We start from the raw sequence: 22969 nt of genomic DNA on the forward strand, positions 1-22969 counted from the left end.
GATATATCTGCGCACCAGGAAGCGTGCAACTTTGAGCTCTTTTGAAAACTGTGCAAACGTTTGTATTTAGAACGTGTGAACGCTACCTTAACAGCTTCTTGCTTGTCAAGAGACATTTCTGCGGAGAGTTCGGGTCAGCTTTGGCGCTGATCGAAGAGGACCAATTCGTCAGTCAGCGTGAGCGGTGCGCGATTGCCCTTGTTCTGGTTCTCGCTACCTGGTCGAGAGATGAAGGCACCAAGGTTACTATTCATGATCAGGAGCGGCTCCAAGCGGATTTCAGGAACTGGAAGCCTGCCTTCTACGAGGTACTCGTACATCAGGCGGAATGCAGTACGTCCCTGGCTGTATGGGCGTTCGTAGAGCACAGCAGCAACCGCACCGGAACGAATGTGGGGGACGGCAGACGCATACACATCTGTTGAGATGACGGTCAACTTGCCGAGCAACTTGATCTCGTCGAGTGCCTCAAGAACCGGTGCGCCATTGCCGGTACTAATGTAGACGCCAGAGGTGTCTCGGTGTTTGGCCACGAACGCACGCGATGTCCTATACGCTTCTTCCGCAATCTCGTGGTTTTCGATTGCTGGAAAGACCTGCATCTTTGGAAATTCCGCCTTGATGGTCTGCTCGAAGGCGGCGAACTTCTGCTCGTGATCTGCCACCTTAAGATTGCCGGTCGTGACCATAATCTTCCCCGACCCGCCCAAAAACCGTCCCATCAATGACGCTGAAATGGCGCCCATTGAATGCGTGTTGATGCTTACAGAGCAAAGCTTTTGGGAATTTGGTGCATCCGTTACCAAGCACAAGACAGGTAGCCCGAGCTTTGCTGCCTTCCGAAATGAACTCTTGAGAGACGGCAGATCACCGGGCACGACGATGAGCCCGTCCAGCCCAGCTGCAATTGCCTCTTCGAAGGCGTCCTTTTCACCCTCACCAAGCCTGGGAAAGACGCGATGCTGAATCTGCACCCCAGCCCCCTCGAAGGGAGCCGCTTCATCATTGATTCCGCGCCTCGCAGCATCATAGAAAAAGGCGATCTCGCGCGGAGAATTGACGCCGATCATAAGCCCCTTATTCGAGACCAGGTACCGAGCCGCGGGATTCGGGACATATCCTGAGGCAGCAGCCAGCTTTGAGACTCGCTGCTTCGTTATAGCGTTTATGCGAGGATTGCCCTGAAGTGCCCTACTGACGGTTGCGATCGAGATTCCGAGTTGGTTGGCCAAGTCCTTCAAAGTGACACGATTGCTATTATTCACTTAGCCAAACCTTTCTAGGGGCTCCGATCTTACTCAGCTTTCCTGAATGTTAGCACTCCACTGACGCGGCATCACGGAACAGGTGAAGCCTAGCTTGGTATTTGCAAACGTTTGCACAACTCCTGTATGGTGTGGTGGCTACGCTTCAGGATTTGGCTATCTGACTTGCACTCGTCTGAAGGCCGGTCTAAAGACACAATGCTTATGCGCCCACCGCGTGAGCGGAAGAAAGGATGGATGACACGCTTATGGGATTTATCTTGATTGTTGTTGCAAGTCTGATGAACGCTTCCTTCGCTCTTCCAATGAAGCGGATGCAGCGCTGGTCTTGGCAAACGTCCTGGGGTGTTTGGACTCTTTTTGCGCTTATCTTCTTGCCTCTCCTGACGGCTCGTCTGATGATTCCCTATGCGCCGGAAATCTATCGCGACGCCTCTACGATTCAGCTGATTCGTCTTCTCCTCTGCGGCATCACCTGGGGAGTGGCGCAGGTGCTCTTCGGCCTTGCTATCAAAAGAGTCGGATTGGCTGTCGCGTTTTCAATCGTCTTGGGAACTTCAGCATGCGCTGGAAGTTTACTGGTACCGCTCCTTGAGCGAAGTGCCCTCGGAGGCCTCTACGCAAGTCTCTTGATTGGCTGTGCGGTGATGATCTCTGGCCTGACTCTGTGTGCGATCGCCGGAGACCAGAAGGAAAAATACTCGAATCTGCCAAGAGGCAATCGAACGCCGGGTGGAGTAGCTATCGCGGTTTTGTCCGGTCTTTGCGCGAGCGCGATGAATCTTGGCTTGGCCTCTTCTAGGGCATTGATCTCGGACGCTACCCATCGGGGTGCCGCGCCCGGTTTTGCTTCCAACATCGTCTGGCTCCCTCTGCTTGCGGCTGGCGCATTACCAAATCTCGCCTATTGCATTTACCTAGCAAACCGGGAGCGTACTGGCCTGCAGTTTGCGGAAAGAACAACTCGACACTACTTCGCCTACGCGATGCTAATGGCGTTACTGTGGTTCGGCAGTAGCATAGTTTATGGATCAGCAATGGCTCGTCTCGGGGCAACGGACGCGTGGCCGTTGTTCATGTCGCTCATCGTCTTCTTCGCTGGTGTATTTAGTTTTGCGACCAGCGAATGGGCCACTGCTCCGCGGACAGTTGTAGCTAAACAGATAGCCGGAATGCTCCTCCTGTGCGTAGGAGTGTTCGTCATCGCTCAAGGAGAGAGGTGACCTTTGTCCGTTGCAGTCGCTATTGAGCTTGGCGGATCGCATGCCGCGGTCGGTCTGGTGAACGCCCACACACTTATTGCCGTTGAGGATATATCCTTGACTCCTAAAGCTCAGTTGGCCCGGGTCCTGCCCAATTTAGCAATTTGCATAAGGCGCCTACTGGCACAGAACAATTTGGCATTGAATCAGGTATCGGGTATAGGCATGGGCATAGCCGCGTTGGTCGATTGGAAGAGCAATCGCGTCGTCGGAACAAATGGTAAGTATAGCGATGCACCTTCTATCGACCTTGTTGGATGGAGCAAAGAGAACTTCGGTCTTCCTCTGCGTCTTGAGAACGACGCTCGAATGGGTCTTCTCGGAGAGTGGTACGGGGGTGGGCTCCGTAATGCAGACTCGGCCATCATGCTGACGTTTGGGACTGGGATAGGGTGCGCCGCGCTTGTCGAAGGCAAGGTGTTTCGCTCGTCTCAGCCACAAGGCGGCTGTTTGGGAGGGCACATACCCGTGAATCTGAATGGCCGGACATGCAGTTGCGGGGCGGTCGGCTGCATGGAAGCTGAAGCATCAACCTGGGCACTCCCGCACATCCTGCAAGGCTGGCCGTGCATTGAGACCAGTACGCTTTTCGGCAATACACTAGGAGGTTTCAAGGAGCTGTTTGATGCTGTAGCGGAAGGTGACCTAGTCGCTGAAGCTGTGCGGCGGCACTGCATTCGTGTATGGGCAGCAGGCATCATAGGGCTGATTCATGTCTATGGACCAAGCAAGGTACTTCTTGGAGGAGGCGTTATGAAGTCGCCTGAGATGGTCATTCCAGATCTGCGCGCTTTCATCCATCGCCACGCATGGACCCCCGCCGGTCCCGTCGAAATACAAGTAGCAAGCCTCGGTCCGCACTCAGCGTTGTATGGCACTATTCCCCTCCTAGAAGGTCGCTGATATTCCTCGACCATCCAATTATGATAAAAGCCCGGCTGTTATTACCGGGCTGCCGACCTCCACATGCATCCACGGTTGGGATGCGATATCGGCTTCAATCCGGAGCCGCTTCGAAGGCTACTCCAATACACTCTGCGTGGAGTGCTACCCAGGTGCCGATATAGAGGAGATTACCCGCCAACTAAAGATCCATCTTCACCCAGACGCTGTCTTCTACTCAGAAGACGCATTGCTGACCGAACCACAGCTGAAGTCTCTCTTTGATCGCGAACTCGGGGACGACCCAGTCTTCGGAGTGCTAAGCCATGCCACCATTGATACATTCTTTGACGGCGGCAAACTCACGCGGATTCGAGAGCAGATTGAGAAAGCCAATGGCATGAAGCTCGTTGTCGGGACCGGTGCGTCAGTGGTCTGTCCAGGAGCTCCTCTCATTGCGTACGTGGATATGCCGAGATGGGAAATTCAGAAGCGGCAAAGGGCAGGCTTACTGGGAAACCTTGGTCTTTCTAATAGAACGGCTCCTGCTTCTGAGAAATACAAGCGAGCTTTTTTCCTCGACTGGCGCGTGGCGGATCGGCTGAAGGTGTCTGTTGCGAAGCGGGTCGCCGTTTTCATTGATACGACTGAGCCATCATCTCCGAAGATGCTAGATGCACAAAACTACTTCACAGAACTCTTGAAAGCCATCAAGGCACCCCTCCGACTAGTCCCGTTCTTCGATCCCGGTCCTTGGGGAGGACAGTGGATGAAGGAAGTATTCGATCTTCCGCATGAAGCTGTCAATTACGCTTGGTGCTTTGACTGTGTTCCTGAAGAGAACAGCCTGCGGTTGCGATTCGATGATGTTATCTACGAATTGCCTGCGATCAATCTTGTTCTCTTTTTTCCTCAGCAGTTGTTGGGTGAAGCAGTGTACGCAAGGTTCGGGGCGGACTTCCCGATACGTTTTGATCTCTTGGACACCATGGGCGGCGGTAACTTATCGTTACAGGTTCATCCGCTAAGGGAGTACGCCGAGCAACAATTTGGGCTGAGCTACACGCAGGATGAAAGCTATTACCTGCTTGATGTAGAGGCGGGCGCAAAGATCTACCTTGGCCTAAAGAATGCTGACGATCCAAATGCCATGATCCGCGATCTGGAATTGGCTCAACGATCAGGTGAGACATTCCCGACCGATAGGTACGTTCATTCAATTCCTGCCAAGAAACATGATCACTTCTTGATCCCTGCAGGGACAGTCCACTGCTCGGGTTCGGGATGCATGGTCTTGGAAATAAGTGCCACGCCTTACATCTTCACCTTTAAGATGTGGGATTGGTTGCGCATGGGGCTAGATGGGCTTCCCCGCCCGATACACTTGGAACACGCCTTTGCCAACATTCGATGGAATCAGACCCAAGACTTCGTGGATTGTGAACTAACAAATGTGGTTTCCGTCGTCGCTGAAGGTCCGGGTTGGCGCGAGGAGCGTACCGGCCTTCACAAAGAAGAGTTCATCGAGACTCGGCGTCACTGGTTCTCGGTGCCGGTGGAACACGATACAAGGGGTGCGGTCAACGTCTTGAATCTCGTTGAGGGATCCAGCGTACTCATCGAAAGCCCGACCGCATCATTCACGCCGTTTGAGTTGCATTACGCCGAGACGGTGATCTTGCCCGCCGCAGTGGGCCAATATCGAATCAGTCCATGTGGCCCAGAGGAAAATCGTGAATTTGCAACGGTCAAGGCCTATGTGCGAAACACTCACACTGGGAACGCTAAAGCGACTTGACCACGTCGAACTGGACCCCTTCACATCTGGGCCGATAGAGCGGTTCGCGATCCAAACGGCGATATCGACAGGTGCGCAGCTACACATTCTCTACAATCCCAGTCCAAACCCCTCCTGTTCAATGTTTAACTCCGGCAGGTCCATAGAGTGCCAATGGGTCATCCCTTCTGGCATGGCGTAATCCAGCCCTTCTAGTCGATCTCCTTTTTCACGTCGAGGTGCCAGTTCTCGTCTCGGACAATAAGATTTTATGATGCACCTTCTTCGTCACATCGAAACCGTTAATTCTTACGGAATTATCCCTCATTCGACAGCTCCAATTTTTATCTCGGTTTGAAGATGCGAAAATGTAATAGCAGCGCTTCCAAAAGCAAGGTTTTTTTCTCAACTCGCCTCGATGCGCGATGTTGGGTTGATGCCGGCCGAAGGCATAGAGACCATCGTTCGACACAATGCGGGAATCCGGAAGCTCCTCATCTAAAACATCGCGGCTGGTGGTGATCCCATGGAACTACATATGACCCCGGAGGGGCGTGATCTGTCTGTCAGTCAAGAGGTCATCCATCTTGGCTAACCTATGTTCAAATCTCAACAGAAACCAATATACCGATTCCGAAATAAGCTTGTTAGTGTTTGCCGGCACGCTCCGCGATTACTTCGGAGGCGAGGCAGTAGGCTGCATTGGCTGCGGGTAGACCACAATAGAGGGAACTGTGCAGCATAAGCTCTTTCAGTTCGTCTTCCGTAACACCATTGTTGAAGGCCGCAGCGAAATGCATACGCAGCTCCTCAGGCCGGTTTAGGGCAATGAGAATTGATATGGTGATAAGACTTCGGGTATGCCAAGACATCCCGGGGCGCGACCAAATCTCGCCCCAAGCGTAGCGCGTAATGAAGTCTTGAAAGTCTTCGTTGAGCGGTGTCTTGCCAGCCTCGGCTCGGTCTACATGCGCATCTCCGAGGACTGCTCTTCGAACGGTAAATCCTTGTTGTCGGCGCTCATTATCATCCATTGACATCTCGCTCCTGTAAAAAGTGACGCACGGCAGAATTGAATGCCGACGATGTCTCCACATTCGAAATATGTGATGCGGGAAGTATCGCTAGACTTGAACCAGCTATCTTCTCCTTCAAATACGTGGCATCGGCGACTGTGGTGACTAGATCGTGCTCGCCCGCGAGGATGTGGGTCGGCGTACGAATTAGATGGACAGAGCTACAGAGATTCATATCACGTAGGGCTTTGCACGCCGCCACATATCCGATGGGATCGCAGCCCCTTAGCATCCGCTTCATGTTCGCGATGATCTGCGGAGAAGCTTCTCGGAATGCTGAGGTAAACCATCGTTCGATGACACTCTCAGTAATGATGACCATCCCTTGTTCTTCGACTATCGCGATTCGCTTGGCCCATGCATCAAGCGTTCCGATCTTGGCTGCCGTGTTCGCAAGAATGAAGGCGCGAAAGTGTTTCGGAGCATGAATCGCGAGCCACTGACCTATCGCGCCACCGATCGAAAGCCCACAAAAGGCAATACCATCGATGCCCAACTCTTCAATGAGAGCAACAACATCGCCGCCAAGGTCGTCGATGCTATAAGGTCTTATCGACGTTGAGCTTTTTCCATGCCCTCGCACGTCATAGCGGATAATATCGTAATGTTCCTGTAGCCCCTCCACTTGAAACTTCCACATTTCTAAGGTGGTTCCTAGAGATCCTGACAGCAATAGCACCGGTGCTCCGATCGGTCCATCACGTTGGTAAAAGATTGATCTGCCATCGAGAGAAAGATGCGGCATTAGCCTCTCTCCTCCGCAGCAATGACGTTGGCGATGAAGGTACTGGTCGACCCAAGATAGCGGCCAGGATCGAGTGCCAGATCGATCTCCTCGACAGAAAGTTGGTTGCAAACTTCGGTAGACTTCAGCAGCGCCTCACGAAGCGTGAGACGGTGGTCCAGAGCAGCGCGGGTGACTTGTGCGAGCAAGCGATGCGCTGGACTCCTCCCAATTTTTCTTGCGAGCGCAAACGAAACTGCTTCCGAAAGTGCGACGCCACCTATCGCAGCGAGGTGCTGTCGCATCAAATCTTCGTTCACAGCGCAGTCGGAAACAACGTGACGGGCAGCACGAAGAGAGCCTGCTGTAAGCCGAAACAGTTCGTCGAGCGTCTCCCACTCAGCCTGCCATCCGCCCAAGCCGCGCTCATGCTCCTGCACCATAGCCGAGAGCATGGTTGAGACGAGACCGGGGACTCGTACCGCGGTCGCCAGCAAAATACTTGAATAGACCGGGTTGCGTTTGTGCGGCATGGTGCTGGAGGTTCCGCGATTCTCTCCGGCGGGTTCAAGGACTTCTGCGATCTCCGTCTGCATCAACAGGGAAAAATCCCTCCCGATCTTGCCAAGCGTACCGGCAAGCAGGCCGAGGGTTGTTGCAAGTTCAGCAAAGCGATCGCGATGCGTGTGCCACGGCATGGATGGTTCAGGAAGGTCGAGAGCATGGGCAAGTCGCCGGGTGACGGGGGGACCGAGTTCACCCAAAGCCGCGAGCGTACCGACAGCACCGCCGAACTGCAGCACAATGCAGCGCGCGGAAGCTTCCTTGAGACGTACCCGGTGCCGCTGTAGCGCATCCAGCCATCCAGCGAGTTTCAATCCCCAGGTGACAGGCGGACCGTGCTGCAACCATGTGCGCCCGGGTAAAAGCGTGAGCGCGTGCTTCTGGACGAGAACGACTAATTCGTCGCTAATTCCATCGAGATCTATCTGCAACAACCTGATGGTCTCGCGAGCTTGCAGCACCTTTGCCGTGTCGAGAACATCTTGACTGGTCGCCCCCCAGTGGATGTACTCAACCAAGGAGGGGCTATGCTCCAAGACGTAGCTCTTGAGGCTAGATATGAATGGAATGGCCAGATTGCCTGCATTTACAGCACCTAAAGCTATCTCGTCGAGGTCCAGAGTATCGACAGTAACTGCCTCGATGGCTTTAGAGACTCCGACAGGAATAACGCAAGCCTCTTCCAGAGCGACTGCCAGAGCCCATTCGAATCGAAGCATCTGCTCCACTTGGCCTCGACCTGAAAACACAGCAGCAATCTCCGGCGTCGCGAAGAGTGGATCATAGATCCGAGTTGGAGAATTCAACGCCATAGATGATGTTCCAAAGCTCTTTGAGAAGCGAAGAGGTGGCAGCTAGATTATGTTCTCACCTGACAAGCTCCAACGCGATAGCCACCCCTTGGCCAACCCCAACACACATCGTCGCCAAGCCGAACCGCGCTCCGATCTTTTCCATCTGGTGCACCGTCGTCAGGACAAGACGTGTGCCGCTCATGCCGAGTGGATGGCCGAGGGCAATCGCGCCGCCATTCGGGTTGACTCTAGTCGCATCATCCGGAACGTCAAGGTGACGCAGGCACGCCAGCGCCTGGCTGGCAAAAGCCTCGTTCAGCTCGATAACGTTGAATGCGTCGAGAGTCATGCCGAGACGTGAGAGCAACTTCCGGGTCGCGGGCACCGGTCCCATGCCCATTACGCGTGGAGCGACGCCTGCGCTGGCCATGCCAAGGATGCGAGCTCGCGGACGCAGTCCGTGAGTCGTCACTGCGGCTGCCGAGGCCACAATCACAGCTGCGGCTCCATCGTTGATCCCTGCGGCATTCCCTGCCGTAACACTTCCATTGGGATATATAGGGCGAAGCTTGGCGAGGGCTTCAAGAGTAGTACTGCGGCGGGGATGCTCGTCTTGGTCGACAAGGAGAGAAGACCCCTTTTGTTGGATGGTTACCGGGAGAATCTCTTCAGCGAAGTATCCGGAATCTTGCGCTGCTGCGGCGCGCATCTGGCTGCGCCAGGCAAAGGCATCTTGATTGGCGCGGGAGATTTCTTCTTCTATCGCGACGTTCTCTGCCGTCTCCGGCATCGAATCGATTCCATAAGCCTCTTGCATCTTTGGATTCACGAACCGCCAACCAATTGTGGTGTCCTGCAGGCTGGCGGTCCGTTGAAAAGCAGCTTCGGGCTTTGCCATGACGAATGGAGCGCGGCTCATAGATTCAATGCCGCCGGCGATTGTAAGATCGAGTTCACCGCTTGCGATGGCGCGGGCTGCCGCCCCAATTGCATCCATTCCGGATGCGCAGAGACGATTGACGGCGGTGCCCGGAACTTCGACGGGTAGACCTGCGAGCAAAGCCGCCATGCGGGCAACATTACGGTTGTCTTCCCCTGCTTGATTGGCGCAGCCGAGAAATACCTCATCAAGCTGCCGCCAGTCGACCGATGGATTGCGCTCCATGAGACCGCGAATTGGAATCGCCGCGAGGTCGTCGGTGCGGACAGTAGAAAGAGCGCCTCCAAACCGTCCGATGGGAGTTCGGAGCGCATCACAGACAAATGCTTCGTGTTTCAAATTGAATCTCCGGTGATGACGCCGTGAGCGATCAACGTGCGACGCTCGAGATCGCGCAAGGTCGATAGTTCAGTCTCGGTGGCGGCTGAAATGGAGCTCACTCCTTCAGCGAAGCGGACCGGCCAGCCAGTTGCCGCGATAACCTGATCTCGAGTAATGCCTTCATGGAGTGAGGTCACAGTCATCTCACGCGTCGAAGGATCAGGCTCAAAGATACAAAGGTCGGTAACAACTGCACGAGGACCATTCCCCGGAAGACCAAGCCGTTTGCGATGATCCCCGCCCTCACCAAAGCCAATCGACGTGAGGAAGTCCAGCTTGTTGACGAAGGTTCTTCGGGACTGGCGAAGAATGATCAGCACATCACGGGCAGAGCTCGCAATCTCTGGTGCGCCGCCCGCTCCGGGAAGGCGAGTCTTGGGCTTTGCGTAGCTGCCAATGACCGTGGTGTTGATATTGGCAAACCGGTCAATCTGTGCAGCTCCGAGGAACCCGATGTCCACGCGACCGCCTTGTAACCAGTAGCGAAATATCTCCGGGGTAGAAACGACCGTATCGGCGGTATCGGCAAGATCTCCGTCTCCTATTGAGAGTGGAAGGACATTTGGCTTGGCACCGATTGGTCCGCTCTCATAGATCAGGACGATATCGGGTGCGTGCGTCAATCTCGCTAGATTCGCCGCAGTCGAGGGTAGGCCGATACCGACAAAACACACCTGGCCGTTACGTAGAAGACGCGCCGACGCAATGGTCATCATCTCGGTTGCAGTTGCGGGTATGAGAGTCATGCTCAAAGTTGTTCCTTTCGTGGCTTGAGAGATGCAGCAGACAGAAACTCCTCGAAGTCTGCCACGCCGTAGACATAGTGATCAATCCAATCGTTGAATGAGTCACGGCCGCGACTGATGCCGTCCCAGGCACGATAGAACTGATTGTCCCGTGAATAGTAGCCGTGGGCATAAGACGGTGTCGCTCCGTACGGTACCTCACAAACGGCATCAATGACCCATGCCGGAAGGACGCATGCATTCGGCCAAGCATCAAGTTTATCGACAATCTCTTCAACCGTGACGATCGATCGCTTTGCGCAAAGCACCGCTTCCCTCTGTACGCCGAGGATGCCCCAGAGCAGGACATTTCCTTTACGATCAGCCTTTTGCGCATGGATAACAGTAACGTCCGGCCGAACAGCCGGAACCGCAGCTAACTGCTCGCCCGTGAAGGGACAGACGATCGTTCGAATGGTCGGATTATGTGCTGGAAGCTCGCAACCCGCGTAACCGCGCATGACTGCGAAGGGTAGATTGGACGCACCCGCGACGTAGGCGTTCGCCAGGTCGGCGTGAGAGTGTTCTTCCAGTTCAAGCGCTCGAGGCCAATCCGCTTCCACTGCGTCTCGCAGACGATGCAGAGAACCTACGCCGGGGTTTCCGCCCCAGGAGAAGATTAGCTTACGAACGCAGCCGGCACCGATGAGCTGATCGTAGATCACATCCGGCGTCATGCGGATAAGAGTCAGATCCGACTTGCGTTGACGGATGATCTCATGTCCCGCAGCGAAGGGGATAAGATGAGTAAAACCCTCGAGCGCAACCGTGTCTCCATCGAGGATGAGGCGCTGGACTGCGGATCGAAGAGAAGTGATTTCTGCCATACTTGATGATCCCTGTTGTTAGTCGCAACACGAGATGCTCGTGTTGTTTTAATGCTCCATCCTAATTACAGCCTTGATGGCTCTTCCGGTCTCGGAATCGTAAATAGCCTGGTTGACCTCTTCGAAGGGATAGAAACGAATCAGCCGATCGAAAGGAAAGCGGCCCTGGCGATAAAGCTCGATGAGTTGCGGGATAAATACTGACGGCACAACTTCGCCCTCCACGATCCCCTGAAGTTTCTTCCCAAAGCTGACCATCTCCATCGGCGCGATGCTGATCCGGTCGTCGGGTGGTGAGACCCCGACTAGGCCGCAACTGCCGCGAGACGAAAGTGCCGAGATGGCTGCAGTGATCGTCTCTGGACGTGAAGTTGTATCCAACGCAAAGTTCACACCTTCTGGCAACATTCCTTTGATCGCTGAGGCAGGCTCTTCATTGTGGGGGTTGATCACATGCGTCGCACCTAATTCGAGCGCCATCTGCAAGCGCGCATCGTTCACATCCACGGCGATAATCTGGGTCGCGCCCACCACGCGAGCAGCCATTACAGCGCTGAGGCCCACGCTTCCAGCGCCAAAGACTGCAATGGACTCACCTACCCTAACCTTCAAGGCGTGCATGATGGAACCTGCCCCGGTCATTACGCCGCAACCAAGCGGTGCGAGTAGTTCCAGCGGAATGTCCTTCGGAACTCTGATCAGATTACGTACCGCACACACGGAGTACTCCGCAAAGGAAGACTGGCCAAAGAAATGGCTATGAATTCCATCGGGACCGGCATCGAACGCTCCGGTGCCATCCAAGCGCGCACCCTTGAAGTTCAGCTCAAAGAAGAAGTTGCAATACGCCGTTTCAGCTTGTTTGCAGTAAGAGCATCGACCGCAAGAGCTGTAACTCATGACGACGTGATCACCGGGCGAAAAATGAACGACATCCGCGCCAACGGACTCGACCACGCCCGCGCCTTCGTGTCCCAACACGATCGGGTGGGGTACTGCGAAGACCTGATCGCGCATCGCAATATCGGTGTGGCAGATGCCGCTGGCAATAATACTCACCCGAACTTCACCGGCTCGCGGGTCTTCAATTTGAAGGGTTTCCAAGGTCAAAGGTGCGGATATTGCCCTTGCTACTGCCGCTTTGATGGCTTTTCTCAAGATAATCTCGCAATCATATTTCTACATTGGGTAGGGGGTGGCGCTACTCTTCAAAGTAATCCATTGCCACTGGGTATACTCTTCCCAATCCGCGGGCCCGCCCATGCTGGTGCCATTGCCCGATGCACCGCGTCCACCGAATGGATTAACCACGTCATCGGCGACGGTCTGATCGTTGATGTGCAGCAATCCCGTCTTGAGCCGCTGGCCGAGGGCCAGTGCTCGTCCTCCATCCCCTGAAATTAATCCGGCGGAAAGACCGTACTCACTGCGGTTGGCCAACTCCGCGGCTTCGTCATCGGATCCAAAAGAGACGACTGCCGCGACCGGCCCAAAGATCTCTTCTTCGAAAGCTCTCATGCCAGGACGTACGCCACCGAGCACCGTGGGTTGATAAAACAAATCGCGGTAGTTGCCTCCTGTCAAAAGATTTGCGCCCTGCGACACTGATTCATGCACAATCTGGTGGATGCGGTCCCGCTGCTTGGCGCTGATCACGGGTCCCAAAGCGACCTCTTCCATAGCTGGATTGCCTACCCTCAGATGCTTTGCTTTCTCAGTTAGCTGAGACGTGAACTGAGCTACGATCGATTCGTGTACGAGGATGAGACCAGTTGCCATGCAGATCTGCCCCTGATGAAGATAGCAACCCCAAGCAGCGTTCGATACTGCGATGTCTACATCGGCATCGTCGAGAACAATCAGTGGATTCTTGCCTCCCAACTCCAGCGCGACCTTCTTCAGATGCCTCCCGCAGAGCTCGCCCACTTTACGACCGGCGGCAGTTGAGCCTGTAAAGGCAATCATGGCGATATCACTCTCCGTACACATCGCCTCTCCTACATCTGCCCTGCCTGGCAAGACATGCAAGACATTCCGCGGCAGACCGGCTTCCTCAAAAGCTTTCGCGATAAAAAAACCGCCTGTAATTGGTGTTTGGGGATCGGGCTTGAGAATTACGGAATTACCGGCTGCGAGCGCGGGCGCGACGGAACGAATGGAAAGGATCAATGGAAAGTTGAAGGGCGAGATGACGCCCACCACTCCGAGCGGCACACGCTGGGCAAAGTTAAATCGACCTGACATCTGCGGCAATATGTGGCCGTTTGGCTGCAGCGGCATGCCTGCGGCGCAGTACAGAATGTCGATCGCCTGTTGCACCTCATGGCGGGCTTTCATTAGCAGGGATCCAGTCTCACGCGCGATGAACAATACCATCTCCCCCGCCTCGCGCTCAAAGACTGCGGCGGCCTTACGAAAGATCTCCGCTCGCGCCCGCACCGGCATATTGGCCCATGCGCTCTGTGCAGCGCTTGCCGCTTGTGCGGCTCCCGATACATCGGACTGGTCTGCCATTCCTACACTTGCAAGGACCTCCCCTGTCGCCGGTTCAATGACCTCATGCACACCGGCTGTTCCATGCCGCCAGCCGCCGGAATATAACTTGTCCGTCCATTCAGTCCTGGGCGGCGAGATTGTGGCCATCATAGAACTCCTGTCGTTTTCGATTTCCCGGATTAACTCGCTGGCTTCGATAATCACGCAAAGTCTGATAATCCAGCTAGAAGACGAACTTCGCCGAGAACTGCAACTGGCGTGGGTTGAACACGGTCCTAGGAGTGCCGAAGAGAGGGTTAGGAGTTGGCGGCCCGCCCGTCGGACAGCTAACTGTCGAGCCTTGCTGAATGGAACGGGAGACCGTGTCCTTGTACTGCTTCGGTATTTGACCGCCGCAGTAGTTATACGTTCCGTAGACGGAGGTGACTTCGTTGACGTTCGCCCTATTGAACGTATTGAAGCCGTCTACAGCTAATGCCAGCTGGCCAAATTCGAACTTGATGGTTCGTTGAAGACGAAGATCGGCTGTGATGAGCTTGTCCCCCAGATAGGTATTCCGTCCGGCGTCACCGACTCTATCTGTGACTGGATTCGTGTCCCCGTTCGCATCAAACCCTACGAACTCGGTGAAGGGACGACCCGATTGAAGATTCACGATGCCGCTGAGATCGAAGTTACGCACAAACTTCTTCTGCGGCGCGGTCGCCGTGAAGTTACCGATAAAACGGTGCCGAACGTCCTGATTCGATAATGCTCGCTCCAGATTTCTCTTGTACTGATCCTGAGGCGTACTAACGAAGGTAGCGAAGGTGCCGTTATCGAATGTCTTTGAAAAAGTGTAGTTTGCATTGAGGCGGAAATAAGGAGCGATATTGCCAACAATCTGCACTGTCACTCCGTTGTAGGCAGTATTGCCCGTGTTGTCCGTGAAGTAGAGGAGACCGGCATTCGTATATAAAGGTCCGCTAAAGGTGTCTTTGCCGGTAGGCCAATCCGGAGGTTTAGGTCCAGCGGCTGGACAGTTGGTAGCAGCGTTGCTCAATCCACCGGGAGGACAGACGTTTAGATTCTGCGGACGCAGCAATTTGTGTCCCGCGACAAACAAATAGGCGACGTCGAGCACGAAACCCTTGCCGAGTTCGCGGTCGATCGCAAAATTTGCCTGCTCCGAATAGGGAATACGGCTGTTGTGATCTACCAGATCAGCGCTGCCGGGAACAGTCGTACCTTGTGGGCCGGTCAGAAAGCTGGGGGGCACCTGCCCTGTTTTGACCAGGGTCGCGGCGGCATCCGCGGGCGTAATAGTCTGACCGTTGGGAAGCGGTGGTCCAGGCGTCAACTGGTTAAGCGAAAAAGGCAACGTATCGGAGTTGTACTGCACCCCCGGGAGAGTGGCATTGGGGATGACTACTGGCCTCTGGAGACGTGTAGTAAAGATGAAGGTTAAGTTGTACCGGTCGTCGAAGAGCCCGAAGCCTGCACGCACCGTCGTCTTCTTGTTCAAGGAGTAAGCTAGACCTACTCGCGGCTGGAAGCCACGATAGTCTGGGTTGATTTGCGTTGAGAGACCTGTCTCAAAGTCGTAGCGCAGTCCATAGGTCAGATTCAACGTCGGGGTAATATGCCACTGATCCTGAGCAAAAAAACCAAAGTAACCGTGATTGAGCGGATCGTTGAAATCTGATCGCAGCGACGGCACGAAAGGGCTTGCCCAGCTGGTATCGATCGGAGGCGGCAGATACCCAGGAGCTAAAGGTCCGTGTCCGATCGGGGCGCCCCAGAACACAATAGGCACTCCGTGCAGGGAGTTGGGTACGGGGCAGGGCCCATCGGCGGGATTTTGCTGGAGGTTGGCTGCCGGGTTCACATAGTTGGCGAACTCGACCAGGCAGCTCGCGCCCGGCAGCACGATACGCATTGGCGTAAAACCGGGAGAAAGAACGAAGTCATTGAGATAGTTGGTGTCTACACCGAACTTCGCAACGTGCGATCCTTTTACCCAAGCGACGGTATCTGAGAATTGAAGACGTGACTCGTTGATCTGATCGAACACTCCAAAGTTGTGGCCAAACTGGAGCGTATTGGGGATATCCAGGGTTGGCTGACCCGTCGCCCCGGGAAAGTCATAGTGACGTCGTGCATATTGACCGAGAAACGTATTCACAAGCGCCGAATTGATCACTGAGTTGAAGACGCCAACCAGCGATTGATCACGTATGAAGGCATTGTGTCCACCGCTCGGGGCTGCGATGCCGCCTCCGTCCAGCGTGTCGCCTACCAGCAGGTTGAGGCTGCGTGAGTCGTAGATGTTATAGCGAACCGCTAAGCGATTGCTCTTGTTAAGTTCGTGATCAACTTTGATGAAGCCATTGTCCGAATCGGCAGTCTTCAGAACATTCAAGGTCTCGGGGGCTATGTTCAACGCCGATTTCGCCGCATTGAACAGCGCGAAATCGTTTAGTAGTGTCACCGGGTACGTGGGGGACTCGCCTCGACGCTGTCCCTCGTAGTTGCTGAAGAAAAAGGTCTTGTCCTTCCTGATCGGGCCGCCCAGAGTCGCGCCGAACTGGTTCTGTCGAAGGGTGTCCGCTTCGGGCGCAGGTTGCAAGATCGATCTTGCATTGGTTGCATTGTTTTGGAAGTAGTCGTACACGGAGCCGTGCAAGTCATTCGTCCCTGACTTGGTGACGATATCCACGAGACCGCCCAGTGCGCGACCGGTCTCTGTTCCGAAGCTGCTATTGACCACTCGAAACTCGGCGACAGCCTCCTGGGACGGCGTCGCTCTTTGAGAACCGGTAACGGTATTGATGTTGTCTGCGCCGTCGATCGTAATTTCGTTGCTAAAGTCTCGCTGCCCCCCGAACGAGATGCGAGTTACTTCGGTCTCCGTGAAGGTTGATTGCAGGCTGCTGCGACCCGTAGCGACGCCCGGAGTGAGCAAGGCGAAATCAGTGAAGAGCCGGCCGCTTATCGGCAGAGACTGGATCTGACTTGTTGTGATCACCTGGCTCACTTCGGTACGCGAAGTATCGAGCGGTAGCGTCTCCGTCGTAACGACGACATCTTGTTTGGCGGCAGCGACCGTCAGACCAACGTCGATGGACGCGATCTGACCAACGCTGAGCACAATACCGTTTTGGATTGACTTAGAGAAACCGTTTGCCTCGACCATCAGCGAATAGCTTCCGGGACTCACGCTGGTCTGAGCATAAAATCCACTATCGTTCGTCGAGGTCGTGTAAGCCCGATTCGTCGCAACGTCTCGAAGCGTAACCGTCGCCTTTGGGATCACCGCACCCCCAGCATCGTGAACGGTTCCGTTCAACTGCGCTGTGCCCACCTGTGCTATCGCTCCTCGTGTTCCCCACGCCATCACGGCCAACAGCAAAAATTTAACTCGGATTATTCTCGACATTTCGCCTCCAATCATCTGCTGTCTCGAGTAAGCCGCACTGAAAATCGCACAATCCGAGACGAGAGGAGACTAGGCAACGGAATCGAGTCCGTCCCGCCTGACAAGGAACTTTGAATCTCTCTCTGAGGGAACTGTGCGGGATGAACAGGATTGGTGCAAAACAGATGGAAGAACATGTTATTTAAAAAACCTGCCGAGAGCTATCAAATCGGTGCGCAAAACAGTTACGTAGCAGTGGGGCCAGGGCGAACCGCACGCGGCGACATACCGAAGGCCTCTTTGAAACAGCGGCTGAAGTGGTTTGAGTTGTTGAAACCCCATGAGAAAGCAATATCCGTGATTGACCGATCGGCGCAACCCGAATCCAGCAACTGCTGACGACAGCGTTCCAACCGCTGTCTCAGAATGTATTCAGAGATTGAAAGCTCTTCCTTTTCAAAGGTCTTATGCAGGTATCGCTTGGTGCAGCGAATTGCCTTAGCAACATCATCAATGCTGAGTTCGGGGTTGCGTAGATGGCTCGTCACATAAGACTTGATGCGCTCGCAGAGCATCTCGCTCGATGGAGGCGTAACGTTTACCGACAAAGTGTCATGAACCGCGAGGCGAATCATTTGGGAGATGGAGTCCGCGACGTCTACGCTTTGAGAGATGTTGAGCGTTGCGACTTCATCGAAAGCAACATGAGCGAACTGGCACGCGAGCTTACCTACACCCGCTCGGGCTGAGAATTTGCGAACCGTCAACCGGCGCAGATTCGATTGCGGAGTGTATAGCCGTTCTCGAGGCAGCAGCAGCAGTAGCATCTCGCTCTCCTCCAGAACTGTTAAGTGGTAGGGGCGAGCGGTATCATACAGACTCCACTCGCCGGGTTCGATCAGCGTGGTGCGGTCATCCTGATCGAGCAAGCTCGTCCCGCGTATTTGCAAAAACGCCTTCAAATATCCCCGATCGTATTGGCGCGCGGAGGTGGCAGTACGTGTGATCCGATGCGGGCCGGACGCGAGTTTGCAAAGCACTAGGTCGTCGATATTAGCATGTGTGCAACGGCCGTAAAAGTGTTCGTCTGAACGGGTCTCCAACTCTAGTCGCCCAAATAACTCGGAAGCGTTGACCTGCCAGAACTCTTCAATATTCCCTACTGGAACGGTATCAGTGGACATCGTTGAAAGCGTGATCAATGCCTTACCTCCATAGTGCCGACCAATGCCGAAAGCACCTTATGACAGTTCAGTCATTTGCAGCTAGCGTGCACTTTCTACTCAGCCTGACTGTATACGCTCAAATGTGTGTTGCATGCAACTGGTAAGTTCAGACACCGTTGTTAGAGTAAAAATTCCTGAGAAGACACACACTACGTAACCTTACTCCGTGTTAGCCTGAATAGGCTCGCGTTTAGAATATAAGTATATATTAATCAATACATTATAAATCTTCCCGAACGCGCTATTCTAATTTTTCGGTTCTAATACCGATCTTGAATACTGCTTTGTCTGGCTAAAGACAACTGAGGAGAACAATGAGCTGTTGCATACAACTTATATTTTATTGTATGCTGATTCCGTTTTACAGGACAATCGTCATGCCCTTTCCAAATTCATGTTTTGACCGACCTCGTGTGCAATGCCTTCGCGGGGGTTGTCCGTCATGTTGCGATCGGGGGATCGCAGCACGACTGTGAATACACGCCTCATACTCTTTGCAATCGCAACGCAGTATCACTCGACGTTCATAAATCTCTCCCGTTTGCCGTTCCTATCTATCTAAGGTTTCGAAATGAAAAGACTATCCGTTGGGAGGCTTTGGAACATGTCTCGAACTAATGCTTCAGGCCACGAAGATCAGGAGAACGGGCGTGAAAACCAGTCGCAGACGATGACCGCGTTGCTACGCCTGCGTGAGTTGCTGTTGAGCGGCCAATTCCTGCCCGGAGAGCGAATGGCGGAACTGCCCTTGGCTGCTCGACTCAATGTTTCACGCACACCGCTTCGGCTCGCGCTCACTACGCTCGAACATGAGGGTTTGCTGGAGATGCATCCTACGCGCGGTTTTTTGGTTCGCGCCATTACTTTGGGCGATATTTACGATTCGATCGAAGTGCGGGGAGTACTAGAGGGCACCGCAGCGCGATTCGCGGCTGAACGACTGCCGCTCGATTCGCTGCGTGCACAGAAGTCGTTGATCGAAATAAGAGAATGCGTCAGAGCACTCAATGTCGCGGTGCATGCCTCAACTTCGGATATGGAATCTCTGACGCAATACATCGAATGGAATGGACGCTTCCACGCATTGCTACTTGACTTGGCCGAGAGTGAAATCCTAACGCGGGAAATGGAACGTATTGTGAGACTTCCATTCGCCTCGCCGAATAGCGGCTTTCTGCTGGTACAAACACGGATTCCAGAATCCCGCGAAGTGCTAATGATCGGGCAGGATCAGCACCGCGCAATTCTAGACGCAATCGAAAAGCGTGAAGGCACCCGCGCTGAGAGTCTTGCTCGAGAGCATTCTCGCCTCTCGCGAAGAAATCTCGAAATTGCCCTGAATGATCAGACTCTTCGCCATCTAGTGCCCGGAGGCTCCCTCATCCGCGACACCAACTTCAATATCGACTTACCGGCCGCCACCCGAACTCATTAGCTGCTCTGGGAAGCCTAAAACAACTTTTTCGCCGCCGGCGCAAGGGAAAACCAAATGGACAAAAATACCTCTCAGCGTACGACAGACAAGGATTCGATCGACGGCAGGATGGATTCCAGTGATTTTAGATACGGCTTTGATCTAATCAATCGGTATCGCAAGCCGACGCCTGGCACTCAACCAGAGTACCTTCACATCCCTTACTTATCCTCCCTCAAGCGAGCGCCTAGGCAGCCTCTGATTGCTATTCCGCAAACTCTGTCGGAGCTGACGGGTCCACACTTCGGGGAAGACGCCGTAGACGCTGGCGCCTACGATCTGACCAGGCAACATCAAGGTCAACCTCTGGGTGAGCGAATCATTGTTAGCGGGCGAGTGATCGATGAGGATGGGCGTCCAATGCGTCGTACGCTGATCGAGATTTGGCAGGCTAATGCTGCGGGACGCTACCTGCACAAGCGTGACCAACACAATGCTCCGCTCGACCCCAACTTTACCGGAGAAGGTCACACGGTGACGGACGACAATGGCCGCTATCGCTTCGTTACCGTGCTTCCAGGAAGGTATCCGTGGGGCAATCACCATAATGCCTGGAGGCCGGCACACATCCATTTCTCGATCTTAGGTCCTGCGTTTGCAACCCGCATCGTGACACAGATGTACTTTCCTGGCGATCCGCTGCTGCCCTTCGATCCCATCTTCAACTGCACCGCAGATGAAGAGGCGCGCAACCGGCTTATCTCATGCTTCGATTGGGACAGTACCGTTCCAAGCCAAGCCTTGGGCTACAGGTTCGACATCGTTTTGCGCGGGCGAGACGCGACGCCTCTCGAAGACACAAACCACTACTAGCGAGGAATGAGTATGAGTCTACAAGCAACAACTTGGCAAACTGTCGGCCCGTTTTTCAGCATCGGTCTCGGCCGTCTCACGCAGGCTGACATCGCGGTCCCGCATATGCAAGGAGATCACATTCAGGTTCAAGGCCGCATACTCGATAGCGATCTCCGGCCGATCCCAGACGCCCTCCTTGAGACATGGCAAGCAAATTCTCATGGAAAATATGCGCATCCTGACGACAGGCAACATATGCCGCTGGACCACCGTTTCAGTGGTTACGGCCGGATTCCCACCGACGACGAGGGACGGTTTCAATTTAAGACAATCAAGCCCGGAGCGGTCCCCGGGCCCAACGGCAGATTGCAGGCACCGCACTTGGTCGTCGGATTGATCATGCGGGGGCTACTCAAAGGTCTCGTTACACGAATCTACTTTCCCGATGAAGTCTTGAACGAAGGCGACGCCATTTTGCAAAGCATCCCAATAGCGCGCCGCGAGACCCTGCTTCTAAGGGCTTCAGCCGACCAACCAGGGTTTTTTACGTGGGACATCCACATGCAGGGACAGAATGAGACCGTTTTTTTAGAGTTCTGAGCCGCGCAACGGATGCAGCATAGCCTGAGGTCCTGAATTCATTCATACCAAGATGGAACCCGGATCAGTTCCAATCAGCAGCGAGGAGAAAATGATGCGTACCCAAGTCGGAATTGTAGGGGCCGGACCAGCAGGACTGATGTTGGCTCACCTTTTGCATCTTCAGGGAATTGAATCAGTCATCATCGAAGCCCGCAGCCGCCAATATATAGAAGAACGTGTGCGCGCCGGCGTGCTAGAACAAGGCACAGTCGACATTCTGAATCGTACCGGTATTGGGGAACGCATGCGCAAAGAAGGACTGCTGCATCACGGTATCGAGATTGGCTTCCAGGAGAAGCGCCATCGCATCGACATGACCGACTTAACTGGTAAGGCCGTGGTCGTCTACGGGCAACACGAAGTCGTCAAAGACCTGGTGAACGCGAGGTTGGGAAGCGGTGGGAAGATCGTCTTTAACGTCGAGCAAGTGAGCATACATCGCCTCAACGACGAACATCCAGTGATCCATTTTTCGGAGAATGGCACACTAGAGCAGCTGCATTGCGATTACATCGCTGGTTGCGACGGCTTTCATGGGATATGCCGTCAATCAATACCTGAAGGCGCACTCACTGTCTACGATCGCATCTACCCATTTGCGTGGCTTGGCATCCTTGCCGACGCGCCGCCTTCACAGGAAGAACTGGTATACGCTAATCACGAACGCGGTTTTGCGCTCTACAGTATGCGTTCGCCCAAAGTTACGCGTCTTTATCTCCAATGTGATCCTGCGGAGGACATCGCCAACTGGTCCGACGACCGGATTTGGAGCGAACTCCTCACCAGATTGATTGGCGTCGATGGCTGGCAGCCCAATCAGGGCCCAATCCTGCAGAAAAGTGTCACACCCATGCGTAGCTTTGTCGTCGAGCCAATGCAGTACGGCAGGTTGTTCCTCGCCGGAGATTCGGCCCACATCGTCCCGCCTACCGGCGCGAAGGGAATGAATCTTGCCATCGCGGACGTGCGCGTGCTGGCGCATGGTCTCGCGGCGTATTACAAGAGTGGTAACTCTGAGACACTGGCAGCCTATTCGGAGACTTGTCTTCGCCGAGTCTGGAAGGTTCAGCGCTTTTCCTGGTGGATGACGTCGATTCTTCATCGCTTTCCTGATGCCAATTCCTTCGACCAGCGCCGGCAGACTGCGGAATTGGACTATGTGACCAGTTCGGAGGCGGGAGCAAGATCGCTGGCAGAAAACTATGTCGGGCTGCCTCTTAATTTAGCGAATGAGTTAGCGGGTTAGATATCTCGATCGCCCCGCCCCTTCCCCGCCTCTCAGATTACTTACTCATCGAGTAAAAATGATCAAACCAAGCGGTACTAGTTACTGAAGACTTAGTATGTGCCGGATCTTTTGAGAAAAGGAAGATTCGCCAAAGACGAAGTCAATTGCAGCATTGACCGGCAGACACGCGTCGTTGCTAAATTCGTTGCCTTTTTCAGCACCCTCAAGGGAAACGCTTCTCGATGCCCGGCTACTACGGCGCAGATGCAGACTCCGTCTTCGGGGCGGTCGCCTCAAGTTTCAATCTATATCTTAGTGACCAAGGATCGAATGTTGTTCACTAGGGCGTGTTCACGCTATGTTCTAGTTTTCTGTTAGTCTGGTCTTACCGATGGAACTGACAGAAGCGCAGTATGAACGGATCCGGGATGCGT

18 protein-coding genes and 1 pseudogene are annotated in these 22969 nt (G+C 54.2%); 7 read left to right on the plus strand and 12 right to left on the minus strand.

What is annotated here, in order from left to right; translation table 11 throughout:
* Positions 1 to 134: 134 nt before the first annotated feature.
* Entirely contained in the window at positions 135 to 1070 is a 936-nt protein-coding gene (locus HDF08_RS17700; protein WP_257031205.1) for a substrate-binding domain-containing protein, read from the minus strand.
* A 48-nt stretch (positions 1071 to 1118) separates the two neighbouring features.
* Positions 1119 to 1265: pseudogene (locus HDF08_RS22265) on the minus strand (LacI family DNA-binding transcriptional regulator); the annotation flags it as partial.
* A gap of 233 nt (positions 1266 to 1498) precedes the next feature.
* Here HDF08_RS22265 and HDF08_RS17705 point away from each other — a divergent pair.
* From HDF08_RS17705 to HDF08_RS17715, 3 genes are all read left to right on the plus strand, one after another.
* Entirely contained in the window at positions 1499 to 2488 is a 990-nt protein-coding gene (locus tag HDF08_RS17705; RefSeq protein WP_179639890.1) for an L-rhamnose/proton symporter RhaT, read from the plus strand.
* Between the two features lie 3 nt (positions 2489 to 2491).
* Entirely contained in the window at positions 2492 to 3430 is a 939-nt protein-coding gene (locus HDF08_RS17710; RefSeq protein WP_179639891.1) for an ROK family protein, read from the plus strand.
* A 229-nt stretch (positions 3431 to 3659) separates the two neighbouring features.
* Positions 3660 to 5207 carry a class I mannose-6-phosphate isomerase gene (locus HDF08_RS17715; RefSeq protein ID WP_257031206.1) on the plus strand — a complete coding sequence of 516 codons (1548 nt, stop codon included), beginning with the start codon at positions 3660 to 3662 and terminating at the stop codon, positions 5205 to 5207.
* A gap of 626 nt (positions 5208 to 5833) precedes the next feature.
* On the opposite strand, the gene pcaC is transcribed toward HDF08_RS17715, so the two are convergent.
* From pcaC to HDF08_RS17765, 10 genes are all read right to left on the minus strand, one after another.
* The gene (pcaC, locus tag HDF08_RS17720) at positions 5834 to 6220 is read right to left on the minus strand and encodes a 4-carboxymuconolactone decarboxylase (RefSeq protein ID WP_179639892.1); all 387 of its coding nucleotides are present in this window, start codon (positions 6218 to 6220) and stop codon (positions 5834 to 5836) included.
* Positions 6213 to 7007 carry a 3-oxoadipate enol-lactonase gene (gene pcaD, locus HDF08_RS17725; RefSeq protein ID WP_179639893.1) on the minus strand — a complete coding sequence of 265 codons (795 nt, stop codon included), beginning with the start codon at positions 7005 to 7007 and terminating at the stop codon, positions 6213 to 6215. Before pcaD ends, pcaC begins: the two co-directional genes overlap by 8 nt.
* Positions 7007 to 8362 carry a 3-carboxy-cis,cis-muconate cycloisomerase gene (pcaB, locus tag HDF08_RS17730; RefSeq protein WP_218884762.1) on the minus strand — a complete coding sequence of 452 codons (1356 nt, stop codon included), beginning with the start codon at positions 8360 to 8362 and terminating at the stop codon, positions 7007 to 7009. Before pcaB ends, pcaD begins: the two co-directional genes overlap by 1 nt.
* 55 nt (positions 8363 to 8417) lie before the next feature.
* On the minus strand, positions 8418 to 9623 hold the full coding sequence (gene pcaF, locus HDF08_RS17735; protein WP_179639894.1) for a 3-oxoadipyl-CoA thiolase: 1206 nt from the start codon (positions 9621 to 9623) through the stop codon (positions 8418 to 8420).
* Entirely contained in the window at positions 9620 to 10411 is a 792-nt protein-coding gene (locus HDF08_RS17740) for a CoA-transferase subunit beta (RefSeq protein ID WP_179639895.1), read from the minus strand. The genes pcaF and HDF08_RS17740 overlap by 4 nt, the downstream gene beginning before the upstream one ends.
* A gap of 2 nt (positions 10412 to 10413) precedes the next feature.
* Entirely contained in the window at positions 10414 to 11277 is an 864-nt protein-coding gene (locus HDF08_RS17745; RefSeq protein WP_179639896.1) for a CoA transferase subunit A, read from the minus strand.
* A gap of 48 nt (positions 11278 to 11325) precedes the next feature.
* Complete coding sequence (locus HDF08_RS17750) at positions 11326 to 12435, minus strand: NAD(P)-dependent alcohol dehydrogenase (protein ID WP_218884763.1); 1110 nt, start codon at positions 12433 to 12435, stop codon at positions 11326 to 11328.
* A gap of 21 nt (positions 12436 to 12456) precedes the next feature.
* Positions 12457 to 13977, minus strand: coding sequence for a benzaldehyde dehydrogenase (locus tag HDF08_RS17755; protein WP_218884765.1), 1521 nt, complete (start codon positions 13975 to 13977; stop codon positions 12457 to 12459).
* A gap of 19 nt (positions 13978 to 13996) precedes the next feature.
* Positions 13997 to 17191 carry a TonB-dependent receptor gene (locus tag HDF08_RS17760; protein ID WP_179639897.1) on the minus strand — a complete coding sequence of 1065 codons (3195 nt, stop codon included), beginning with the start codon at positions 17189 to 17191 and terminating at the stop codon, positions 13997 to 13999.
* A 224-nt stretch (positions 17192 to 17415) separates the two neighbouring features.
* Complete coding sequence (locus HDF08_RS17765; RefSeq protein WP_257031257.1) at positions 17416 to 18354, minus strand: helix-turn-helix domain-containing protein; 939 nt, start codon at positions 18352 to 18354, stop codon at positions 17416 to 17418.
* Positions 18355 to 19000: 646 nt separating this feature from the next.
* Here HDF08_RS17765 and HDF08_RS17770 point away from each other — a divergent pair.
* Genes HDF08_RS17770 through pobA form a run of 4 tightly spaced genes read left to right on the plus strand, consistent with a single transcriptional unit; the run spans position 19001 to position 22553 of the window.
* Positions 19001 to 19831: a GntR family transcriptional regulator gene (locus HDF08_RS17770; RefSeq protein ID WP_179639899.1), complete on the plus strand. Its 831-nt coding sequence runs from the start codon at positions 19001 to 19003 to the stop codon at positions 19829 to 19831.
* Positions 19832 to 19885: 54 nt separating this feature from the next.
* A complete protein-coding gene (pcaH, locus tag HDF08_RS17775; protein ID WP_218884767.1) occupies positions 19886 to 20683 on the plus strand; it encodes a protocatechuate 3,4-dioxygenase subunit beta in 798 nt (265 codons plus the stop codon).
* Positions 20684 to 20689: 6 nt separating this feature from the next.
* A complete protein-coding gene (gene pcaG / locus HDF08_RS17780) occupies positions 20690 to 21265 on the plus strand; it encodes a protocatechuate 3,4-dioxygenase subunit alpha (RefSeq protein WP_218884769.1) in 576 nt (191 codons plus the stop codon).
* Positions 21266 to 21317: 52 nt separating this feature from the next.
* A complete protein-coding gene (gene pobA, locus HDF08_RS17785; RefSeq protein WP_218884771.1) occupies positions 21318 to 22553 on the plus strand; it encodes a 4-hydroxybenzoate 3-monooxygenase in 1236 nt (411 codons plus the stop codon).
* Positions 22554 to 22969 lie beyond the last annotated feature (416 nt).

This window comes from Tunturiibacter empetritectus, from assembly GCF_013410875.1.
GTDB lineage: Bacteria > Acidobacteriota > Terriglobia > Terriglobales > Acidobacteriaceae > Edaphobacter > Edaphobacter empetritectus.